The sequence below is a fragment of the Rugamonas rivuli genome, from assembly GCF_009380165.1.
GTDB lineage: Bacteria > Pseudomonadota > Gammaproteobacteria > Burkholderiales > Burkholderiaceae_D > Rugamonas > Rugamonas rivuli.
Window position 1 is genome coordinate 413,628 of the sequence record NZ_WHUF01000004.1, and the last position, 16,769, is coordinate 430,396.

Here is a 16,769-nt window from a genome sequence, read left to right on the forward strand (position 1 = left end):
AAAACCGTAAGCCTTTACCCCAATTTACAATACGTTACACAGGATTTACGATGCACACATGTCGTAATGGCACCTACCATTGACGAGAAGACACTAAAGCAAGTGTGCCGCCCCCATCCTCGTCGGCCAGTGACTGATGTCTCCCGTGCAGCTGCCGCCACACCAACCCCTTGCAGCCCGTTTTTCCTGAGAGACGACCGATGTCGCAGTTAATCACCATCCGCTCCGGCGCCGCCGGTTTCCACGGCCTGAAGCAAGTACGCGAGACGTTCAAGCTGTCGCTGCGCGCCTTCCTGCACCGCCAGGCCACCTACGGCTGGCTGCAACTGCTCAACTCCCACCCGCTGTTCATGGACCTGGTCAAGGCCAAGCCGCGCCTGGTCTACAAGATATACCGCCCTTACCTGAGCAACACCATGGACTGCGCCCAGCGCGTCGAACTGTTGCAGCAGCATTACCGCTTCATCTTCCGCCAGGGCCTGGGGCCGCTGACGGTGCGCGCCGCGCGCGGCGGCGTGGTGCTGGGCAGCGTCGAGGGCAAGTCCGGCGTGCAATACCAGATCGAGCTGCGCGCCATCGAGCCGATGGAACGCGAGGGCGAACTGGTGCTGCAACTCAAGCAGGACGGCGAGCTGGTCTACAGCTGCGCGTTCAGCTTCCTGCAGGGCGTGCGCGGCATGCAGCTGGGCATAGGCTGCATGCAGGGATCGAAGAGCGAACACGGCCTGCAAGTGATCAAGGACGCCACGCGCGAACTGCACGGCCTGCGGCCGAAGAATCTGATGGTCAAGCTGCTGAGCCAGATCGGCCACGACTACGGCTGCGTCGAACTGCGCCTGGTCAGCAACGCCAACCGCGTGGTCTGCGGCGCGGCCCGCCAGGGCAAGGTGCACGCCGACTACGACACGCTGTGGCAGGAGCTGGACGCCAGCCGCCGCGCCGACGGCGACTGGCGCCTGCCGTGCGAAGCGCTGGCCGCGCCCGACCTGGCGGCGATCGCCTCGAAAAAACGCTCGGAAGCACGCAAGCGCCATGAAACGCTGGCGGCCCTGATCGTGGCAGTACGCGCCGGCCTGCACGCGCCGCGCTTCGAAGCGGTACCGACCTCTCTGGGCCAGCACTACACGACGTTGCCGTTGGGTGCGCGCGACGGCGACGAATACGCACTGGCCTGAAAAATCCGGTACCATGGCTTTTTCGTCCAAGGAGAAATACCATGCGTGTGGATATTTATTGCCGAGATGAAGCAATGGGCAAGCACAGCTATCTGGCCGTGCCGGAGGGCAAGCCCATCCCCGAAGAAGCCACCAATACCGACTGGCATCCCGAAGCCAGGCAGGTGGAAGTCGACGACGAGCGCGACGACCTGGCGCGCTACCACATCGTCCACCCTCTGGAGCAGATAGGCGCCAAGGGTTACGCCATCACCAGCATCAGCGAACAGATGTAGCGTCATCCCCCCGGGGGAGTGACGCTAGTACTCGATCGCCACGTCCTTGGCGCCCAGCACCTGCTGGAGCGCCAGTTGCAGCTCGTCCGACGGCGCCACGCGCCACGCTTCGCCCAGCTGCACCACGCAGCCCACGCCCTGCGGCGTGATGCGCGCCGACACAGGCAAGCCGTCGGCGTTGCGGTGCGGCGCCAGCACCTCCGCCATCTTGCGCACGTCCACCGAGGCCGGCAGCGCCATGCCCAGCTGCTTGCCGTAGTTGATGCGCGCCGTGACGATGTCGAACACCTTCTCGGCCGAGATGCGCAGGCCGCCGGAGAAGCGGTCTTCCGACACCTTGCCGACCACGGCCAGGAACTCGTCGTCCTTGAACATGCGCTTGTTCTCTTCGAACACTTCCGAATACACGGTCACTTCGACCACCGCCGTCTTGTCGTCCAGCGTGACGATCAGGATCTTGCCGCGCTGCGTCATCTGCGGACGGATGCCGGTGATTACGCCGCACAACATGCGCGGCTCGCGCGACGGCTCCAGCTCGGACAGCTTGGTGCGGGCGAAGCGGCGCGCTTCCGGCGCGAACGAGTCGAACATGTGGCCCGACAGGTAGAAGCCCAGCGCGATCTTTTCCTCGGCCAGCTTCTGGCGGTCGGTGAACGGCGCGGCCTTCACGTACTCCGGCGGCGCCACCAGGTCGGAATCGTCGCCGCCGAACAGGCTGACCTGGTTGGCCGCCTTGGCTTCCTGGTCCGCGCACTCCATCGCGAAGCTGACCGAGGCCAGCAGGATGGCGCGGTCGATCGCCAGGCAGTCGAAGGCGCCCGCGCGTATCAGCGATTCGATGGTGCGGCGGTTGATCTGCTTCTTGTCCACGCGCTTGCAGAAATCGAACAGGCTGGTGAACGGGCCGCCGGCGGTGCGCGCGGCGATGATGGCCTCGATCGCATTCTGGCCGGCGCCCTTGCAGGCGCCCAGGCCGTAGCGGATCTGCGTGACCTTCTTGCCCGTCACCGAAGGCGGCGGGCCGTCCGGCATGAAGCGGAAGTCGGACTTGTTGATGTCCGGCGGCAGGATGGTCAGGCCGCAGATGTCGATCGAATCCTCGACCAGGATCTTGACCTTCTCGGTATCCTCCATCGCCAGCGACATATTGGCTGCCATGAACGCGGCCGGATGGTGCGCCTTCAGGTAAGCCGTGTGATACGACAGCAGCGCATACGCGGCGGCGTGCGACTTGTTGAAGCCGTAGCCCGCGAACTTTTCCATCAAGTCGAAAATCTCGTCGGCCTTCTGCGCGGTCAGGCCATCCTTGGCGGCGCCGGCGCGGAAGATCTCGCGGTGCTCGGCCATCTCCTCGGCCTTCTTCTTACCCATCGCGCGGCGCAACATGTCGGCGCCGCCCAGCGAGTAGCCGCCGACGATCTGCGCCATCTGCATCACCTGCTCCTGATACACCATGATGCCGTAGGTTTCGGACAGAATCGATTCGGTGCGCGGATCGGGATAGTCGAATTTTTCGCCGTGCTTACGTTTGCAGAAGTCCGGGATCAGGTCCATCGGGCCCGGACGGTACAGCGCCACCAGCGCGATAATGTCTTCGAAGCGGTCGGGACGGGCATCTTTCAACATGCCCTGCATGCCGCGCGACTCCAGCTGGAACACGGCCACGGTCTTGGCCTTGGTCAGCAGCTCGTAGGACGGGCGGTCGTTCAGCGGCAGGCGCGCCAGGTCGAACTCGGCCTCTTTCGGATCGAGCATCTTGATGTAGCGGACTGCGCGGTCCAGGATGGTCAGCGTGGTCAGGCCCAAAAAGTCGAACTTCACCAGGCCCACGGCCTCGACGTCATCCTTGTCGTACTGCGACACCACGCCGCCGTCGCCGCCCTGCGTGTACAGCGGGCAGAAGTCGGTCAACTTGCCCGGTGCGATCAGCACGCCACCGGCGTGCATGCCGATGTTGCGGGTGATGCCTTCGACCTGTTGCGCCAGGTCCAGCAGCTGCGCCACTTCTTCCTCGTTCTGCTGGCGTTCCTTGAGCATCGGTTCTTCTTCGATCGCCTCGGCGATCGACACCGGCTTGCCCGGCTTGAACGGAATCAGCTTGGAGACGCCGTCGCAGAAGTTGTAGCCGAAGTCCATCACGCGGCCGACGTCGCGGATCGCGCCCTTGGCCGCCATGGTACCGAACGTCGCGATCTGCGACACCGCGTCGCGGCCGTACAAGTCCTTGACGTGCTGGATCACCAGGTCGCGTTTTTCCTGGCAAAAGTCGATGTCGAAGTCGGGCATCGAGACGCGTTCGGGATTCAGGAAACGCTCGAACAGCAGGTTGTACTTCAGCGGATCGAGGTCGGTGATCTTCAGCGCATACGCCACCAGCGAGCCCGCGCCCGAACCCCGGCCCGGCCCGATCGGCACGTCGTTGTTCTTGCCCCACTGGATAAACTCCGCCACGATCAGGAAGTAACCCGGGAACTTCATGTTGATGATGGTGTTGTTCTCGAACTCCAGCCGCTCCTCGTAGCGCGGCCGTTGCTGCTCGCGCTTGACCGGGTCCGGATACAGCTGCTCCAGGCGCTCTTCCAGGCCCTTGCGGGTTTCCGCGCGCAGGAACTCGTCGATGGTCATGCCCGGCGTCGGGAAGTTCGGCAGTTGCGGCTTGCCCAGGGTCAGCGTCAGGTTGCAGCGCTTGGCGATTTCCACCGAGTTCTGCAGCGCGGCCGGCAGGTCGTGGAACAGCTCGCGCATCTCGGCTTGCGACAGGAAGCGCATCTGCTCGTTGAACTTGCGCACGCGCTTGTTATTGGCCAGCATTTCGCCTTCGGCGATACAGGTGCGGGCCTCGTGGGCGATGAACTCGTCCTTGTTGATGAACTGCACCGGATGCGTGGCCACCACCGGCAGGCCCAGCTTGGCGGCCAGCGCCACCGCGTGGCGCACCTGGGCTTCCTGGTTGGCCTGGCCGGCGCGCTGGATCTCGATGTAGAAATGGCCGGGGAAGATCTGCGCCCACTTCTGCGCGTTCTTTTCGGCCAGCGCCGGATTGCCGTTTTCAATCGCCATGCCGACGTCGCCGAAGTGCGCGCCGGACAGCACGATCAGGCCGTTGGCCGGATTGACGTCGGGCAGCAGCGGATAGGTCTTGGCGGTCAGCTCGGCCAGCCACTCGGTGCGGATCTCGGCGCGGCCCTTGTACTGGTTGGTGAGCCAGGCTTGCGACAGCAGTTCGCACAGCTGCAGATAGCCCATGTGGTTCTTGGCGAACAGCATCAGGCGGTGCGGCTTGTCGCGGTTGTCGTCGTTGGTGATCCAGACATCGACGCCGACCACGGGCTTGATGCCCTTGCCGCGCGCGGCCTTGTAGAACTTGACCATGCCGAACATATTGGACAGGTCGGTGACGGCCAGCGCCGCCTGCTTGTCCTTGGCGGCGCTGCCGACCAGGTCGTCGATGCGGACCAGGCCGTCGACGATGGAGTATTCCGAGTGCACCCGCAGATGGACGAAATCCGGTCCGGTCGGGAGAGCCGCTGCCGGTGCCGCCACTTCTTGTTCGTTTGCTACCATGTTCATACGCCGCTCAATGCTGGTTCAATAACCAGCTATTTTACCGTGCGGCGGCCGGGTGCGATGAATCTGATTTGCAGCCCCATTTGCGCCAGCTCGGCGTGCGGTGTTACGCTATACGTACGATAGGCGAATGAATAGCGCCGACCTGATCAAGCAACTAGAACGAGCCGGCTGGATACTCCGCAACGTCAGGGGATCCCACCACATCTACTCGCACCCGGAGCGAGGCGGACACATCAGCGTACCGCATCCTAAAAAAGATCTCGGGGTAGGCTTGGTTCAAAAACTACTCAAGCAAGCTGGACTGAAATAGGACATCATCATGAGGTATCCGATCGCAATTGAGCCTGGTGACGCAACCCATGCATTTGGCGTTGTCATACCTGATCTTCCAGGTTGTTTCTCCGCAGGCGACACCCTGGATGAGGCTATCGACAATGCTCGTGAAGCTGCAGAACTCTGGCTAGCGACGGTGATAGAGGATGGCGGTAGCGCCCCACCGGCACGCTCTTTCGCGGAGCACCATGTGAATCCTGAATTTTTCGGTTGGATTTGGGCAGTCATATCAATCGATCCAGCAACATTGACAACTAAGAACGTCAACCAGTGTGCTCGTTTTTTAGGCACATCTTGAGCTAAATTGCTCAACCTTGCGTATAATGTCGGCTCCTTACTTCTTTTGATCCTGCCACCATGCACGCTAATACTGCTTTACAAGCTGAAGCGCATGCCGCCGCCATCGCTGCCGCTGCCGCTCACGTCAACATCGCCGCCTACAAATTCGTCACCTTCGACGACACCGAGGCGATGCGCCCGCTGTACCAGGACATTTGCAAGCGGCTGGAACTGAAAGGCACCATCCTGCTGACGCCGGAAGGCATCAATATGTTCCTGTCCGGCCCGCGCTCGCACATCGACGAGTTCCTGGCCTGGGTCCGCAGCGACGCCCGCTTCGCCGACCTGGAAGTGAAGGAAAGCTATTCGGCCGAACAATCGCACAAGCGCATGCTGGTCAAGATCAAAAAAGAAATCATCACCATGCGCATGCCGCTGATCAAGCCGGAAGAAGGCCGCGCGCCCTTCGTCGAAGCCCACACGCTCAAGCGCTGGCTCGACAGCGGCGTCGACGACAACGGCCGCCCGGTGGTCATGGTCGACACCCGCAACGATTTCGAAGTCGACGTCGGCACCTTCGACCACACGGTCGACTACCGCATCAAGAAGTTCACCGAGTTCCCGGAAGTGATCGCCGCCCACAAGGACGACTTCGCCGGCAAGACCGTGGTGACCTTCTGCACCGGCGGCATCCGCTGCGAAAAGGCCGCGATCCACATGCAGAACATCGGCTACGACAACGTCTACCAACTCGAAGGCGGCATCCTCAAGTACTTCGAGGAAGTCGGCGGCGCCCACTACACCGGCGACTGCTTCGTGTTCGACTACCGCACCGCGCTCAATCCGAAACTGGAACCGACCGAGACCGTGCAATGCTTCGTCTGCCGCTCGGTGGTGACGCCGCGCCAGCAACTGGCGCCGGAATACGTGTACGAGAAATCGTGCCCGCATTGCTACGGCAAGGACCAGGCGGCGTAAGCACCGCCCATAAAAAAAAGCCGCGCATCCAACGATGCGCGGCTTTTTTTCATGGCGATGGCCGTTACTGCCTGCCGTCCATCATGCTCACCCGCGAAAATACGGGGCGATTTCCCGCACGTCGGCTTCCGACAAGGTACCCGCCGCCGCCCGCATGCGCAGCATGGTGATCAGGTAGTTGTAGCGCGCCTGGGCCAGGTCGCGCTTGTTGACGTACAGCTGCTGGGTCGCATTGAGCACGTCCAGGTTGATGCGCACGCCGCCCTTGACGCTCTGCTGGGTAGCCTTGATCAGCAGCTCGGACGATGCCACCGCCTTCTGCAAGGCATTGACACGCGTGATCGCGCTCAGCATGAAGTCAAAGTCCTTGCGCAGTTCGGCCACGGTCTTGTCGATCTGGATCTGCAAGTCGGCCTTGGCTTTTTCCTGGTTCGCGACGGCCATCCGGCTTTGCGCATTGACCGAACCGCCAGAGTACAGCGGAATGTTGACCTGAATGCCGATGCTGCGCGAGACCGTGCTTTGATCGTAAGTCTGGATCGAATCGGAAGCGCTGCGGCTGTAGTTACCGACCAGATCGATACGCGGCGCATGGCCGGCGCGTGCCTTCAGCACCTCCAGGCGCGCGATATCGACGCCGTAGCCCAGCGTCTTGATATCCGGATTGCGCTCCAGCGCGATGCGCTTCCATTCCTCGAAGCTGACGCTGTCGAGCGGGCGGGTCTGGAAGTCCGGCACCAGCTTGTCCAGCTCGCCGACATCGCCGCCGATGATGCTGCCCAGCGTGGTGCGCGACAGTGCCAGCGCATCCTGCGCTTCCAGCACGGCGGCTTCGGACGAATCCAGGCGTGCCTGGCTTTCCAGCATGTCGGTGCGGGTACCCTCGCCTTTTTCAAACAGGCGGTCATTGACCTTGCGCTGCTCGACGTACACATCGCGCTCGACTTTCGCCAGCATCAGCAGGTCGCCCTTGTACAGCGTGTCCAGATAGGCGCTGATCACGCGCGACACCACTTCCTGCTGCTGGCTCTCGAACTGCGCCGCCGTGTAGTCGGCCTGATAGCCGCCTTGCTTGTAGCGCGCATAGCCGTCCAGATTGAACAGGCTCTGGCGGACCTGGATGCCGGTCGAGCGGCTCAGGTAATCGCGCGCATAGATCTGCTGCGGCAGCACGGGCAGCGGCGGAGCTTGCGTGACCGTATTGCGTACCTGGGTCAAGCCATAGTTGGCGGAGACCTGGGGCAGCAGGTTGGAGAGGCCCAGCGCACGGTTTTCCTTGCCGGCCTCGCTCGCATAGTATGCCGAGCGATAGGTCGCATCGTTCTGCAGCGCGGCCCGGTACGCTTCCATCAGGCCCAGCGCGCCGGCCGCCGGGGTGTACAGCAGCGCCGCAGCCGCCACGGCGGACGCCATCACCGTCAGGCGCTGCGCGCGTTTCAGGATGTGTGCCACGTTAGTCCTCCGACATTGAGGTTTTTGCACGATCGAACACTGGCTTCAGCAGGTAGCTCATCATGCTGCGTTCGCCCGTTTTCACGAAGATCTCGACCGGCATGCCTGGCACGACCGCCATCTTCTTGGCGGCGATCATTTTCGCGCCTTCCGGCGTCACCTTGGCGCGTACCTTGTAGTACGGGTTGCCGGTGCGCTCCTCGACGGCGCGGTCGGCCGCCACCTGGATCACGGTACCCTGGATATGCGGCGTTTTGTTCGAATTGAAGGCGGCGAAGATCAGTTCGACCGGCAGGCCCGGATGCACCTTGTCGATCAGGTTGACAGCCAGCTGCCCTTCCACCACCACCGAATCGTCGGTCGGCACGATTTCCATCATTTTCGCGCCAGGGCTGACGATGCCGCCGCGGGTGAAGACGGTCGAACCCAGCACCGTGCCATCGACCGGCGACTTGATTTCAATGCTGCCGACTTCGAAGGCCTGGCCTTTCAGGCGGCCTTCCAGCGCCTCGGCTTCCTTCTGCGTTTCAGCCAGCTGCGTGCGCACTTCCTTCTGGTATTCCTGCGTGCGCTGCATCTTGCGCAGATTCAGTTCGGCGATCTGGCGGCGCGAACGTCCGAGGTTGCCGACGTCCTCGGCAATCTGGCCGATCAGCTGCGAATAGGTGCGCTGCAGATCGAGGAAACGGTTGCGGGCGACATAACCTTCGGCGGCCAGCTCGCGCGTGCTGTCCATTTGTTCCTTGGCGATGGCCAGCTGTTCCTTCTTGGCGTTGCGCGACTCTTCCAGGCCACGCGCCTGGGAGGTGATGCCGGCGATGTTTTCATCGGAGCCGGCCAGCTCGTTGCGCAGCGCCGACTGGCGCGACGTCAGCAACTGTTCCTGCAGCATCATAATGCCGGGCACGCGCGGATCGTCTTTGTACGGCTGCAGCTTGGACGGGAACGGGATCTGCGACTTGCCTGCCAGCTCGGCCTGCAAGCGCGCCTCGGCGGCGCGGCCGCCCAGGTACTGGGCGATCGTCACATCCATGTTCGACTTGACCTGGGTGCCGTTCATGCGCACCAGCACCTGGCCTTGCTTGACGTGGTCGCCATCGTTGACCAGGATATCCTGGACGATGCCTTCCGCCTGATACTGGATCGCCTTGCGGTTGCTTTCCTTGACCACGGTGCCGGACAGCGGCACGCCCTTGTCGAGCGGTGCGAAGGTAGCCCAGACCAGGAAGCCGACAAAGCCGACCAGCACCAGTATCCAGCCCATGCGCGCGTACGACGAGGCATCCGTATTGACCGTCAGCGGCGCCACATCATGGGTGATGACCTCCGCCGCGGGTTCCTGCTTTTTAATCATATTCATCGCATTACTCCTGTTCCGTCGCGTCAGCGGCAGCAGCTGCCTGCTGTTGTTGCGCAACCTGCTGTGCATCGACCTCGGCACGCTGGGCCGCCTGCTGCGCGGCCTGCTGTTGCTGGGCCGCTTGCTGCGCTTCGAGTTGCTTCTGGTTGTTCTCCTGCAGGTGCGCCAGCACCTGGTTGGTCGGACCGAACACCGCCACCTGGCCGTCGCGCAACATCAGCAGCTTGCTGGTGGCGGCGATGATGCTGGTGCGGTGGGTAATCAGGACGATGGTCTTGCCGCGCGCGCGCAGGTCGTTAATCGCTTGCACCAATGCGGCCTCGCCGACATCGTCCAGGTTGGAGTTCGGTTCATCGAGCACCAGGAACGACGGATCGCCGTACATGGCGCGCGCCAGGCCGAGGCGCTGGCGTTGGCCGCCGGACAGTCCGGCGCCGCCGTCGCCCAGCATGGTGTTGTAGCCGTCGGGGAAATGCAGCACCAGTTCATGGATGCCGGCGCGCTTGGCAGCCTGCACCACCTTTTCCGGATCGACGTCGCCGAAGCGGGCGATGTTCTCGCCGATGGTGCCGCTGAACAGTTCGATATCCTGCGGCAGATAGCCGATGCTCGGCCCGAGCTCGCTCTTGTTCCAGGTATAGATATCGGCGCTGTCCAGCCTTACCTTGCCCAGCCCGGCCGGCCACACGCCGACCAGCAAGCGCGCCAGCGTCGATTTGCCCGAACCGCTGGGGCCGATCACGCCCAGCACATCGCCGGCGGCGATGGAGAAATTCACGCCGCGCAGCACCGGCGCCTGCGAGCCCGGCGGCGCCGCCGTCACGCCTTCGACCGACACATTGCCCAGCGGCTTAGGCAGTTCCATGCCGGCGGCACGGGCCGGATTGGCGGCCAGCAGCATGGTCAGGCGCTCGTAGGCGCTGCGGGTCGAGCTGAACGATTTCCATACGCCGATCACCTGCTGCACCGGCGCCAGCGCGCGGCCGACCAGGATGGAGGCGGCAATCATCATGCCCGGGGAGATTTTATTTTCAAGAACCAGCAGCGCGCCAAAGCCCAGCACCAGCGATTGCAGCGACACCTGGACAAACTTGGTGACGGCGCCGATCACGCCGGCCTTCTCGCTGGCTTCCGCCTGCAGGTGCAGGAACTTGCCGTGCAGCTTGAACCAGCGGTTCATCAGGTTGGGCAGCATGCCCATCGATTCAATCACTTCGGCGTTGCGCAGATTGTTGGTCGCCAGCGTGTTGGAAGCGATCGCCATGGCGTTGGCTTCGCTCAGCGGCTTGTGCGACACGCGTTCGTTGACGTAGGCGCAGATCACCAGCAGGACGGTGCCGACCAGCGAGAACAGGCCCAGCGACGGTTCGAAGACGAAGATCACGATCAGGTAGACCGGGAACCATGGCGCGTCGAAGAAGGCGAACAAGGCGTTACCGGTCAGGAACTGGCGCACATTGGTCAGATCCGCCAGCGCCTGGCCGGCGTTGCCGCCGCTGCGCTTGAGGTTCTGCTCGAAGGCCGCGCTGTAGATGCGCTTGTTGAGCTTCATGTCGAACTGCGCGCCGACGCGCACCAGCACGAAACTACGCACCAGCTCCAGGGCGCCGACAAACAGATAGGCGCCGACGATCATCAGCGACAGCATCAGCAAGGTGATTTCGTTACGGCTGGCCAGTACGCGGTCGTAGACCTGCAGCATGTACAGCGACGGCGCCAGCATCAGCAGGTTGCTGATCGCGCTGAACACGCCGACCGTGACAAAGGTGCTCTTGAAGGTGCGCAGCACCTGAGCAATTTCGTTCTTTGAATCGAGTAATTTGTTTTTCATGTCATTTCGTGCGCTGCACGACCTTACAAAAAAGGGATCGCCGCAATTTCGACGATAGCCGACATTATCGCTGAATTTCCTCAAAAAATGTGATCCTCGTCACATTTTTTACAACTCGTGCACAACATAGTGCACATTCCGTTAATAAAAAAACACCCCGCAAGCACGAGGCTAGCGGGGTGTTCTGGTGACTGACTTCGGAGTACCCGGCTTACGCCGGGCATTCCGATGCAGTTACATCAACCAGTTGCTTTCTTAGATTACGGTGAAAGCAGCGGCGGTGATGGTGGTCACGCCGGTCAGGTGGATGTAGAAGTCAGCAATACCGTCGCCGGTGTTGTCAACGTACAGGTTGTTGCCGGTCGAATCCAGAGCTGCTACAACGGTGTTTGCGGTACCGGTGTGGTTAGCCAGGTAGGTCGAAGCATCAGCTGCCGAGGTGAACACGTCAACGATAACACCGCCAGCGCCCGAACCCAGTTTAGCGAATTGCAGAACGTCGCCGGTCCATTTCGAAGCGGAGGCGTTTGCGCTGATACCAGCAGCGCCAGCGGTGCCGGTGCCGTAGGTGTTAGCTTTGAAGTCGGTGATGGTATCGAACTTGCCGGTACCGATCGACGAATCGCCAGTAGCGTAAGCGAAGGTGTCGTTGCCAGCACCACCGGTCAGGGTGTCGCCGCCTGCGCCGCCTTTGATGAAGTCAGCTTTAGCGCCACCGGTGATGGTGTCGTTAGCTGCGCCGCCGGTCAGGCTGTTAGCTGCGGTTGCCGAACCTTTGATGGTCAGAGCAGCCGAACCAGCAGCCGACAGGGAACCGTCGATGGTTGCGCCGGCGGTCAGAGCCGATGCGTCGATGGTTGCCAGTTTGGTCTGCAGAGCAGCCGATGCGAACGTGAAGGCTTGGTCGCCGGTCACGGACAGGTTCACCAGAGCTACGTCGGTAACAACCAGGGTGTTGTTCACGCCGTCAGCCGAGTTACCAGCCGACAGGGTGGCGCTGGCGTTACCAGTGCTGTTCACTTTCAGGGTCTCAACCAGGCTGGCGTCAACGGTGTGGGTGATAGCGGTGATGGTGCTGGTAGCGTCGTTGCTTTCAGTGTAGTTGGCGTTCAGCTTCAGGTTGATTACGTCGTTAGCCGTGTCAACTGCTTGAACCAGTGCCAGCTTACCGCCATTCAGCAGCGAAACTGCGGTCACGCCTTGGGTGGTGGTGTTGAACGCTTCAACGTGGGTGGTTGCGCCAGCAACGTCGGTGAAGACGAAGTTGGCCGAGCTAGCGTCGGTTTTAACGCCGGTAGCTTTAGCGGTGAAGGTAACAACATTGCCGGTCACCGAAGTGGTCCAGTTGGCGTAGACACCAGCATTGATCTTACCAGCGATGGCAGCAGCATTGTCGGCATCAGCCAGGGTGATGGTGGTGCCGTCGAATGCGTAGGTGTCAGCGCCAACAGCGGTGGTGCCGGTTACGTCGATGGTGAAGACTTCAGCAACGCCAACCACTGCGGTGGTGGCAACTGCGCCTTCCAGCGAAACGTTGGCGTTTGCACCCAGGCCGTTCACGGTCGAGGTACCGGCGGTAGCAACACCGGTCGAGGTGAAGTTAACCACGCCAGCGATCTTCGATACGTCGATCGACGAACCGTTGGTCAGCACGTCGGTGACTTTCAGGGTTTCGAAGCCGGTGTACTTGGCTGCGTCGGCAGGAACGCTGGTCAGGGTGCTCAGGACAGCGGTAGCGCCGGCCAGGGTGTCGATGCCTGCGCCGCCATCAACGGTGGTAGCGCCTGCGCTAGCAGTGATGGTGACGGTATCGTCGCCAGCGCCCATTGCGATTGCTTTGGTGGTTGCGCCGATGGTGATGCTGTCTTTGCCAGCGCCGCCGGTGAAGGCTACGCCAGTACCCAGAGCCGAAGTGATGGTCACGCCACCGGTGTTGGCCGATGCGTCGATCGAAGCCAGCGAACCAGCGGTCAGGGTGGTCACGGTGACTTTACCAGCGCCAGCAACGGTCGCGGCAGTTGCCTGGCCAACGGTCAGGGTGTCGACCAACAGATCAACACCAGCGGTGATGCCAACTTTGGTAGCGGCGCCAGCCGTCAGAACCACGTTGGACGATTTGGTGCCCGAGGAGGTAACGTTCAGGGTGGTTGCGGTTGCGTCGGTCACAGCTGCACCGGCGGTGTCGCCGTTCAGGGTCACGCCCAGGGCACGGGTACCAGCAGCAGCGGTAACGGTAACGCCTTTGGAGCTGTTCGCCAGGGTCAGCGAGGTCAGCGCATTGGAAGTTACGGTTGCAGCAGCGTCAACGATACCGTCGATGGTCACGTTGGCGATGGTGTTGGCCTTGGCGCCGGCTGCGTTCGGGTCGGTGATAGCAACAGCCGCGGTTTTGCCGCCGGTGCTTGCGGTCTGGGTGACGGACACGGTAGTGGTCGCACCAGCAGCGCCTTTGACGTTGATCGAACGACCCGAGTTGTCGTTGGTGCCGTTAGCCAGGGTAACAGCGCTGGTCGAGCCGCCGTTGACGTTCAGCGCGGTGGTCAGGATCTTGCCGGTGGCGTTAACAGCCAGAGCGGTGGTGCCGGCAGCGGTGATGGTTTGGTCAGCGGTGTCGATCTTGTTCAGGCTGAAGGTAGCCGAGGTCAGACCAGCCCAGCCGGATACGTCGGCAGCTGCGGTTTTCAGGCCTTTGGTCGAGGTCAGAACCAGGTTTTCCACGTTCTTGACGGTAGCGATCGAAACGTCGATAGCGTCGCCGGTCACGTCGGACAGGTTCAGGGTGTCGTTGCCTGCGCCGCCGTCGATGGTGTCCAGACCGGTGAAGGTCTTGTCGGAACCGTTGAATACGTTGTTGCCGCTGGTACCTACCAGGTTGTCAACGCCGTCGGTCAGAACGGTAACGGTCGATGGTGGGGTGATCAGGCCGGTGATGGCTGCAACCACGCTTGCGTGGTAAGCGGTCAGGTCGGTGGTGGCGGTCACTTGCGACAGCAGGGTGCGTGCAGCAGCAGCAGCAGCGTCGCCCGAGAAAGCGTTGATCTTAGGGATGGTGTCCAGCGAGTTGGTGAAGTCGATAGCGATCGCTGCGGTGTTTTTCACCAGGGCTGCGTCGATCAGACCTTGTGGCGAGGTGTTACCCAGTGCGCCTTCGGTGATTGCCAGGGCAGCGTTTTCTTTGCTGACGTTGCCGGCCATGATGTTGTTGATCCAGTAGGTGCCGCCGTCGGTGTCAGCATCGCGGTGCAGAACGTTCTGGTAGATGGCGTTGACGAACTTCGAGATCGACAGGATGTCGGTGCCCGTGCCGTACAGAGCAACTGCTTCTGGCTTGCCTGCGAAGCTGGCAACCAGTTTGCCAACTGCGGAGGTTGGGTTGGCTTGAGCGTAGGCGCTCAGCAGTGGGGTGGTTACCAGGGTGCCGCCGGTGTCAGCTGCTGCCAGTTGAGCGGTGAAGCTCTGCAGAGCGTAGTAGTCGGCTGGACGACCGAAGTAGGAAATGTACAGTTGTTGTACTACTGCTGCGTAATCAGTTGCCGCCATGATAGATAGTTCCTTAAAAAGTTTTGGTTTAAACCATAAATTCTGCTGTTCAGAGCATACAGCGCCGTATCACACTGAACACTTCTTGCAGAGGTGGGGGTATATTGCCACACCACGCCACAAAGTTTGTGACGGGCATCACAAATCAAAAAGTTTTTCCGTCCAATTTGAAACTATTTGTATCCAACTGCTCAATAATTATGCAAATAGGTCAAAAAAACTACTGCTGAACCGACAGCGGGCATCATTCTATCCGCTCATGCAGTACGACGCCATCAGACAAAAAAAATCGGATAATGTCGCGCATGCGATATTACCCGATTATTAATACTGACAGCAAATTAAGCAGCGGCCATTAATTCTTCCCTGCCGCCTAATATATACACATCATTTCTAGCGCGACCAGCTGGTCCCGCCCGTTACCGTTACGGCAGGCTGGATATTCTGGAAGATATAAGCGGCCTCAGTAGCGTTGACGCCTCCCAGATAACCGCGAACGAAAGTGCCGCTCAGTGTCGGATTGGTCAGCATGCCTTTATTCGTTACCACGCCGGTGGAATTAATCGGCACCCGCAAGCCATCGCCGACCACGGTCAGGCCGGTATCAAAGGTCTTGGTAGCGAAGTTCACATTCAGGCGCGCATCTTCCACGGATGCTATGACCGCCTCTTTCCCGGTTCGTTGCAGCGTCGCATCGCTGCCCGTCAAGGCAAACGACACATTCCCCTCTTTGGGCATCGTCAGCGTGTACGAGCTTGGACGGGTAATCTGATAGCCGCCAGCAAACATCGGCGCCTCGTATTTGCCGCTTTTCAGTTTGGCCTGCAACTCCGCATCCACCGTGGTACCGGCAATCGCCTGGTAACGGCCCCAGAAAACTTCCGGCTCGGAACGCGCCACCACGGGCGGCGTCACATCGATAGGCGGCACCACCACCGGCACTTCCGGCTTCTGATCCACCAACGGCGGCAGCGGCGTACCACCGCCCGGAGTGGTGACGTTATTCGGTGTAATCTGCTTACTGTTATTCAGTACATTGTTGGACTTCTGCGCATCGAGATTGACATCGCCGCTCGGGCTGGTCGCACCTACTTTACCCACAGGCTCGTCAGGACGCGCCGGCGCACCTTGATCAGCCGGCGACATCACCGGGCTGCGCAACAGTTGCGGGCTGGTCTGGCCGCGCTGCACCTGCAGCATCAGCCCGGCCTGGCCGGCGAACAGCTCGCGGCTGGCGCCGCCCTCGCAAGGGCCGCCGCCTTCGGGGCCGCAGCCGCCGGCAAAGCCGCTGACCACCACGCCCCCCGACACCACGGTCACGCGCGAAGTCTGCTGGTCGGTGTAGACGACGAAGTCGGTGCCGCGCACGCCGATCGCGGCGACCGGCGTGTTGAAGCGGAAGTTCTGCCGCGCCTGCTTGACGCCGGTGCCGGAAATGCTGCGCGCCACGCCCTGCAGCAACTCCAGCTTGACGCGGGTGTTGGCCGGGTTTTGCGCATCGATATGGTAGGCGACGATGCGCGCCTTGCTGTTCGGGCGCAGCACCAGGAAACCCTGGTCGACGGTCTTGACGTAGACGTAGCCGTCGGCGCCGGTGGTCAATTCGTCACCCTCCTGGATGGCCGCGTCGAGCGCGACAGGACGCGCGCCGACGCTGGCCTGGCCAGCGACGAACACGACCTTCCCGGCTTCGCCGGCCTGGGCGGCGGATGCCAGCAGTCCCAGGCCCAGCATCATGGCCGCTAATATGGTGTGAAATTGATTGCGCATAATAAGTTTCTCCCTCAGCCTACATTCTCCGCTATCCTCCTTGAAAGTATGTGACTCGGGTCACATTCTTTCATTTGGATACAATTGAGTGGAGGCCGCCGCCACACCGGCCGCTGTGCGTTTGGAAACAATATAAAAAAAATAATTCGCACTATTCCTTCCCAGCACAAGCCGTTATACTGGGCGATTATTTTACCGCAGCAACT

General features: G+C 61.4%; 11 protein-coding genes. 5 read left to right on the plus strand and 6 right to left on the minus strand.

Going from position 1 to position 16,769, the window contains the following annotated elements; genetic code table 11:
• Window positions 1-200: 200 nt before the first annotated feature.
• Both GEV01_RS16865 and GEV01_RS16870 read left to right on the plus strand, forming a co-directional pair.
• Entirely contained in the window at window positions 201-1,175 is a 975-nt protein-coding gene (locus tag GEV01_RS16865; RefSeq protein WP_152806490.1) for a VirK/YbjX family protein, read from the plus strand.
• A 41-nt stretch (window positions 1,176-1,216) separates the two neighbouring features.
• Window positions 1,217-1,450, plus strand: a complete 234-nt coding sequence (locus GEV01_RS16870) for a DUF6139 family protein (RefSeq protein WP_152806491.1) — start codon at window positions 1,217-1,219, stop codon at window positions 1,448-1,450.
• 24 nt (window positions 1,451-1,474) lie between these two features.
• Here the strand turns inward: GEV01_RS16870 and dnaE are convergent, their stop codons facing one another.
• Complete coding sequence (dnaE, locus tag GEV01_RS16875; RefSeq protein WP_152806493.1) at window positions 1,475-5,020, minus strand: DNA polymerase III subunit alpha; 3,546 nt, start codon at window positions 5,018-5,020, stop codon at window positions 1,475-1,477.
• A gap of 127 nt (window positions 5,021-5,147) precedes the next feature.
• Here dnaE and GEV01_RS16880 point away from each other — a divergent pair, with 127 nt between their 5' ends.
• From GEV01_RS16880 to GEV01_RS16890, 3 genes are read left to right on the plus strand one after another with little or no spacing between them, the layout of a single operon-like run.
• Window positions 5,148-5,330, plus strand: a complete 183-nt coding sequence (locus GEV01_RS16880; RefSeq protein WP_152806495.1) for a type II toxin-antitoxin system HicA family toxin — start codon at window positions 5,148-5,150, stop codon at window positions 5,328-5,330.
• A 9-nt stretch (window positions 5,331-5,339) separates the two neighbouring features.
• Complete coding sequence (locus tag GEV01_RS16885; protein ID WP_152806497.1) at window positions 5,340-5,651, plus strand: type II toxin-antitoxin system HicB family antitoxin; 312 nt, start codon at window positions 5,340-5,342, stop codon at window positions 5,649-5,651.
• A gap of 59 nt (window positions 5,652-5,710) precedes the next feature.
• Window positions 5,711-6,610, plus strand: a complete 900-nt coding sequence (locus tag GEV01_RS16890) for a sulfurtransferase (protein WP_152806499.1) — start codon at window positions 5,711-5,713, stop codon at window positions 6,608-6,610.
• A gap of 87 nt (window positions 6,611-6,697) precedes the next feature.
• On the opposite strand, the gene GEV01_RS16895 is transcribed toward GEV01_RS16890, so the two are convergent.
• The 5 genes from GEV01_RS16895 to GEV01_RS16915 all read right to left on the minus strand — a co-directional run bounded on the left by GEV01_RS16895 (window position 6,698) and on the right by GEV01_RS16915 (window position 16,563).
• The gene (locus GEV01_RS16895) at window positions 6,698-8,062 is read right to left on the minus strand and encodes a TolC family outer membrane protein (RefSeq protein ID WP_328595535.1); all 1,365 of its coding nucleotides are present in this window, start codon (window positions 8,060-8,062) and stop codon (window positions 6,698-6,700) included.
• A 1-nt stretch (window position 8,063) separates the two neighbouring features.
• Complete coding sequence (locus GEV01_RS16900) at window positions 8,064-9,422, minus strand: HlyD family type I secretion periplasmic adaptor subunit (protein ID WP_152806501.1); 1,359 nt, start codon at window positions 9,420-9,422, stop codon at window positions 8,064-8,066.
• Between the two features lie 4 nt (window positions 9,423-9,426).
• A complete protein-coding gene (locus GEV01_RS16905) occupies window positions 9,427-11,253 on the minus strand; it encodes a type I secretion system permease/ATPase (RefSeq protein ID WP_152806503.1) in 1,827 nt (608 codons plus the stop codon).
• Window positions 11,254-11,508: 255 nt separating this feature from the next.
• Window positions 11,509-14,793, minus strand: a complete 3,285-nt coding sequence (locus GEV01_RS16910) for a beta strand repeat-containing protein (protein WP_152806506.1) — start codon at window positions 14,791-14,793, stop codon at window positions 11,509-11,511.
• Window positions 14,794-15,186: 393 nt separating this feature from the next.
• Window positions 15,187-16,563 (minus strand): FecR family protein, encoded by a 1,377-nt coding sequence (locus tag GEV01_RS16915; RefSeq protein ID WP_152806509.1) that lies wholly within the window; start codon window positions 16,561-16,563, stop codon window positions 15,187-15,189.
• Between the last annotated feature and the right edge of the window lie 206 nt (window positions 16,564-16,769).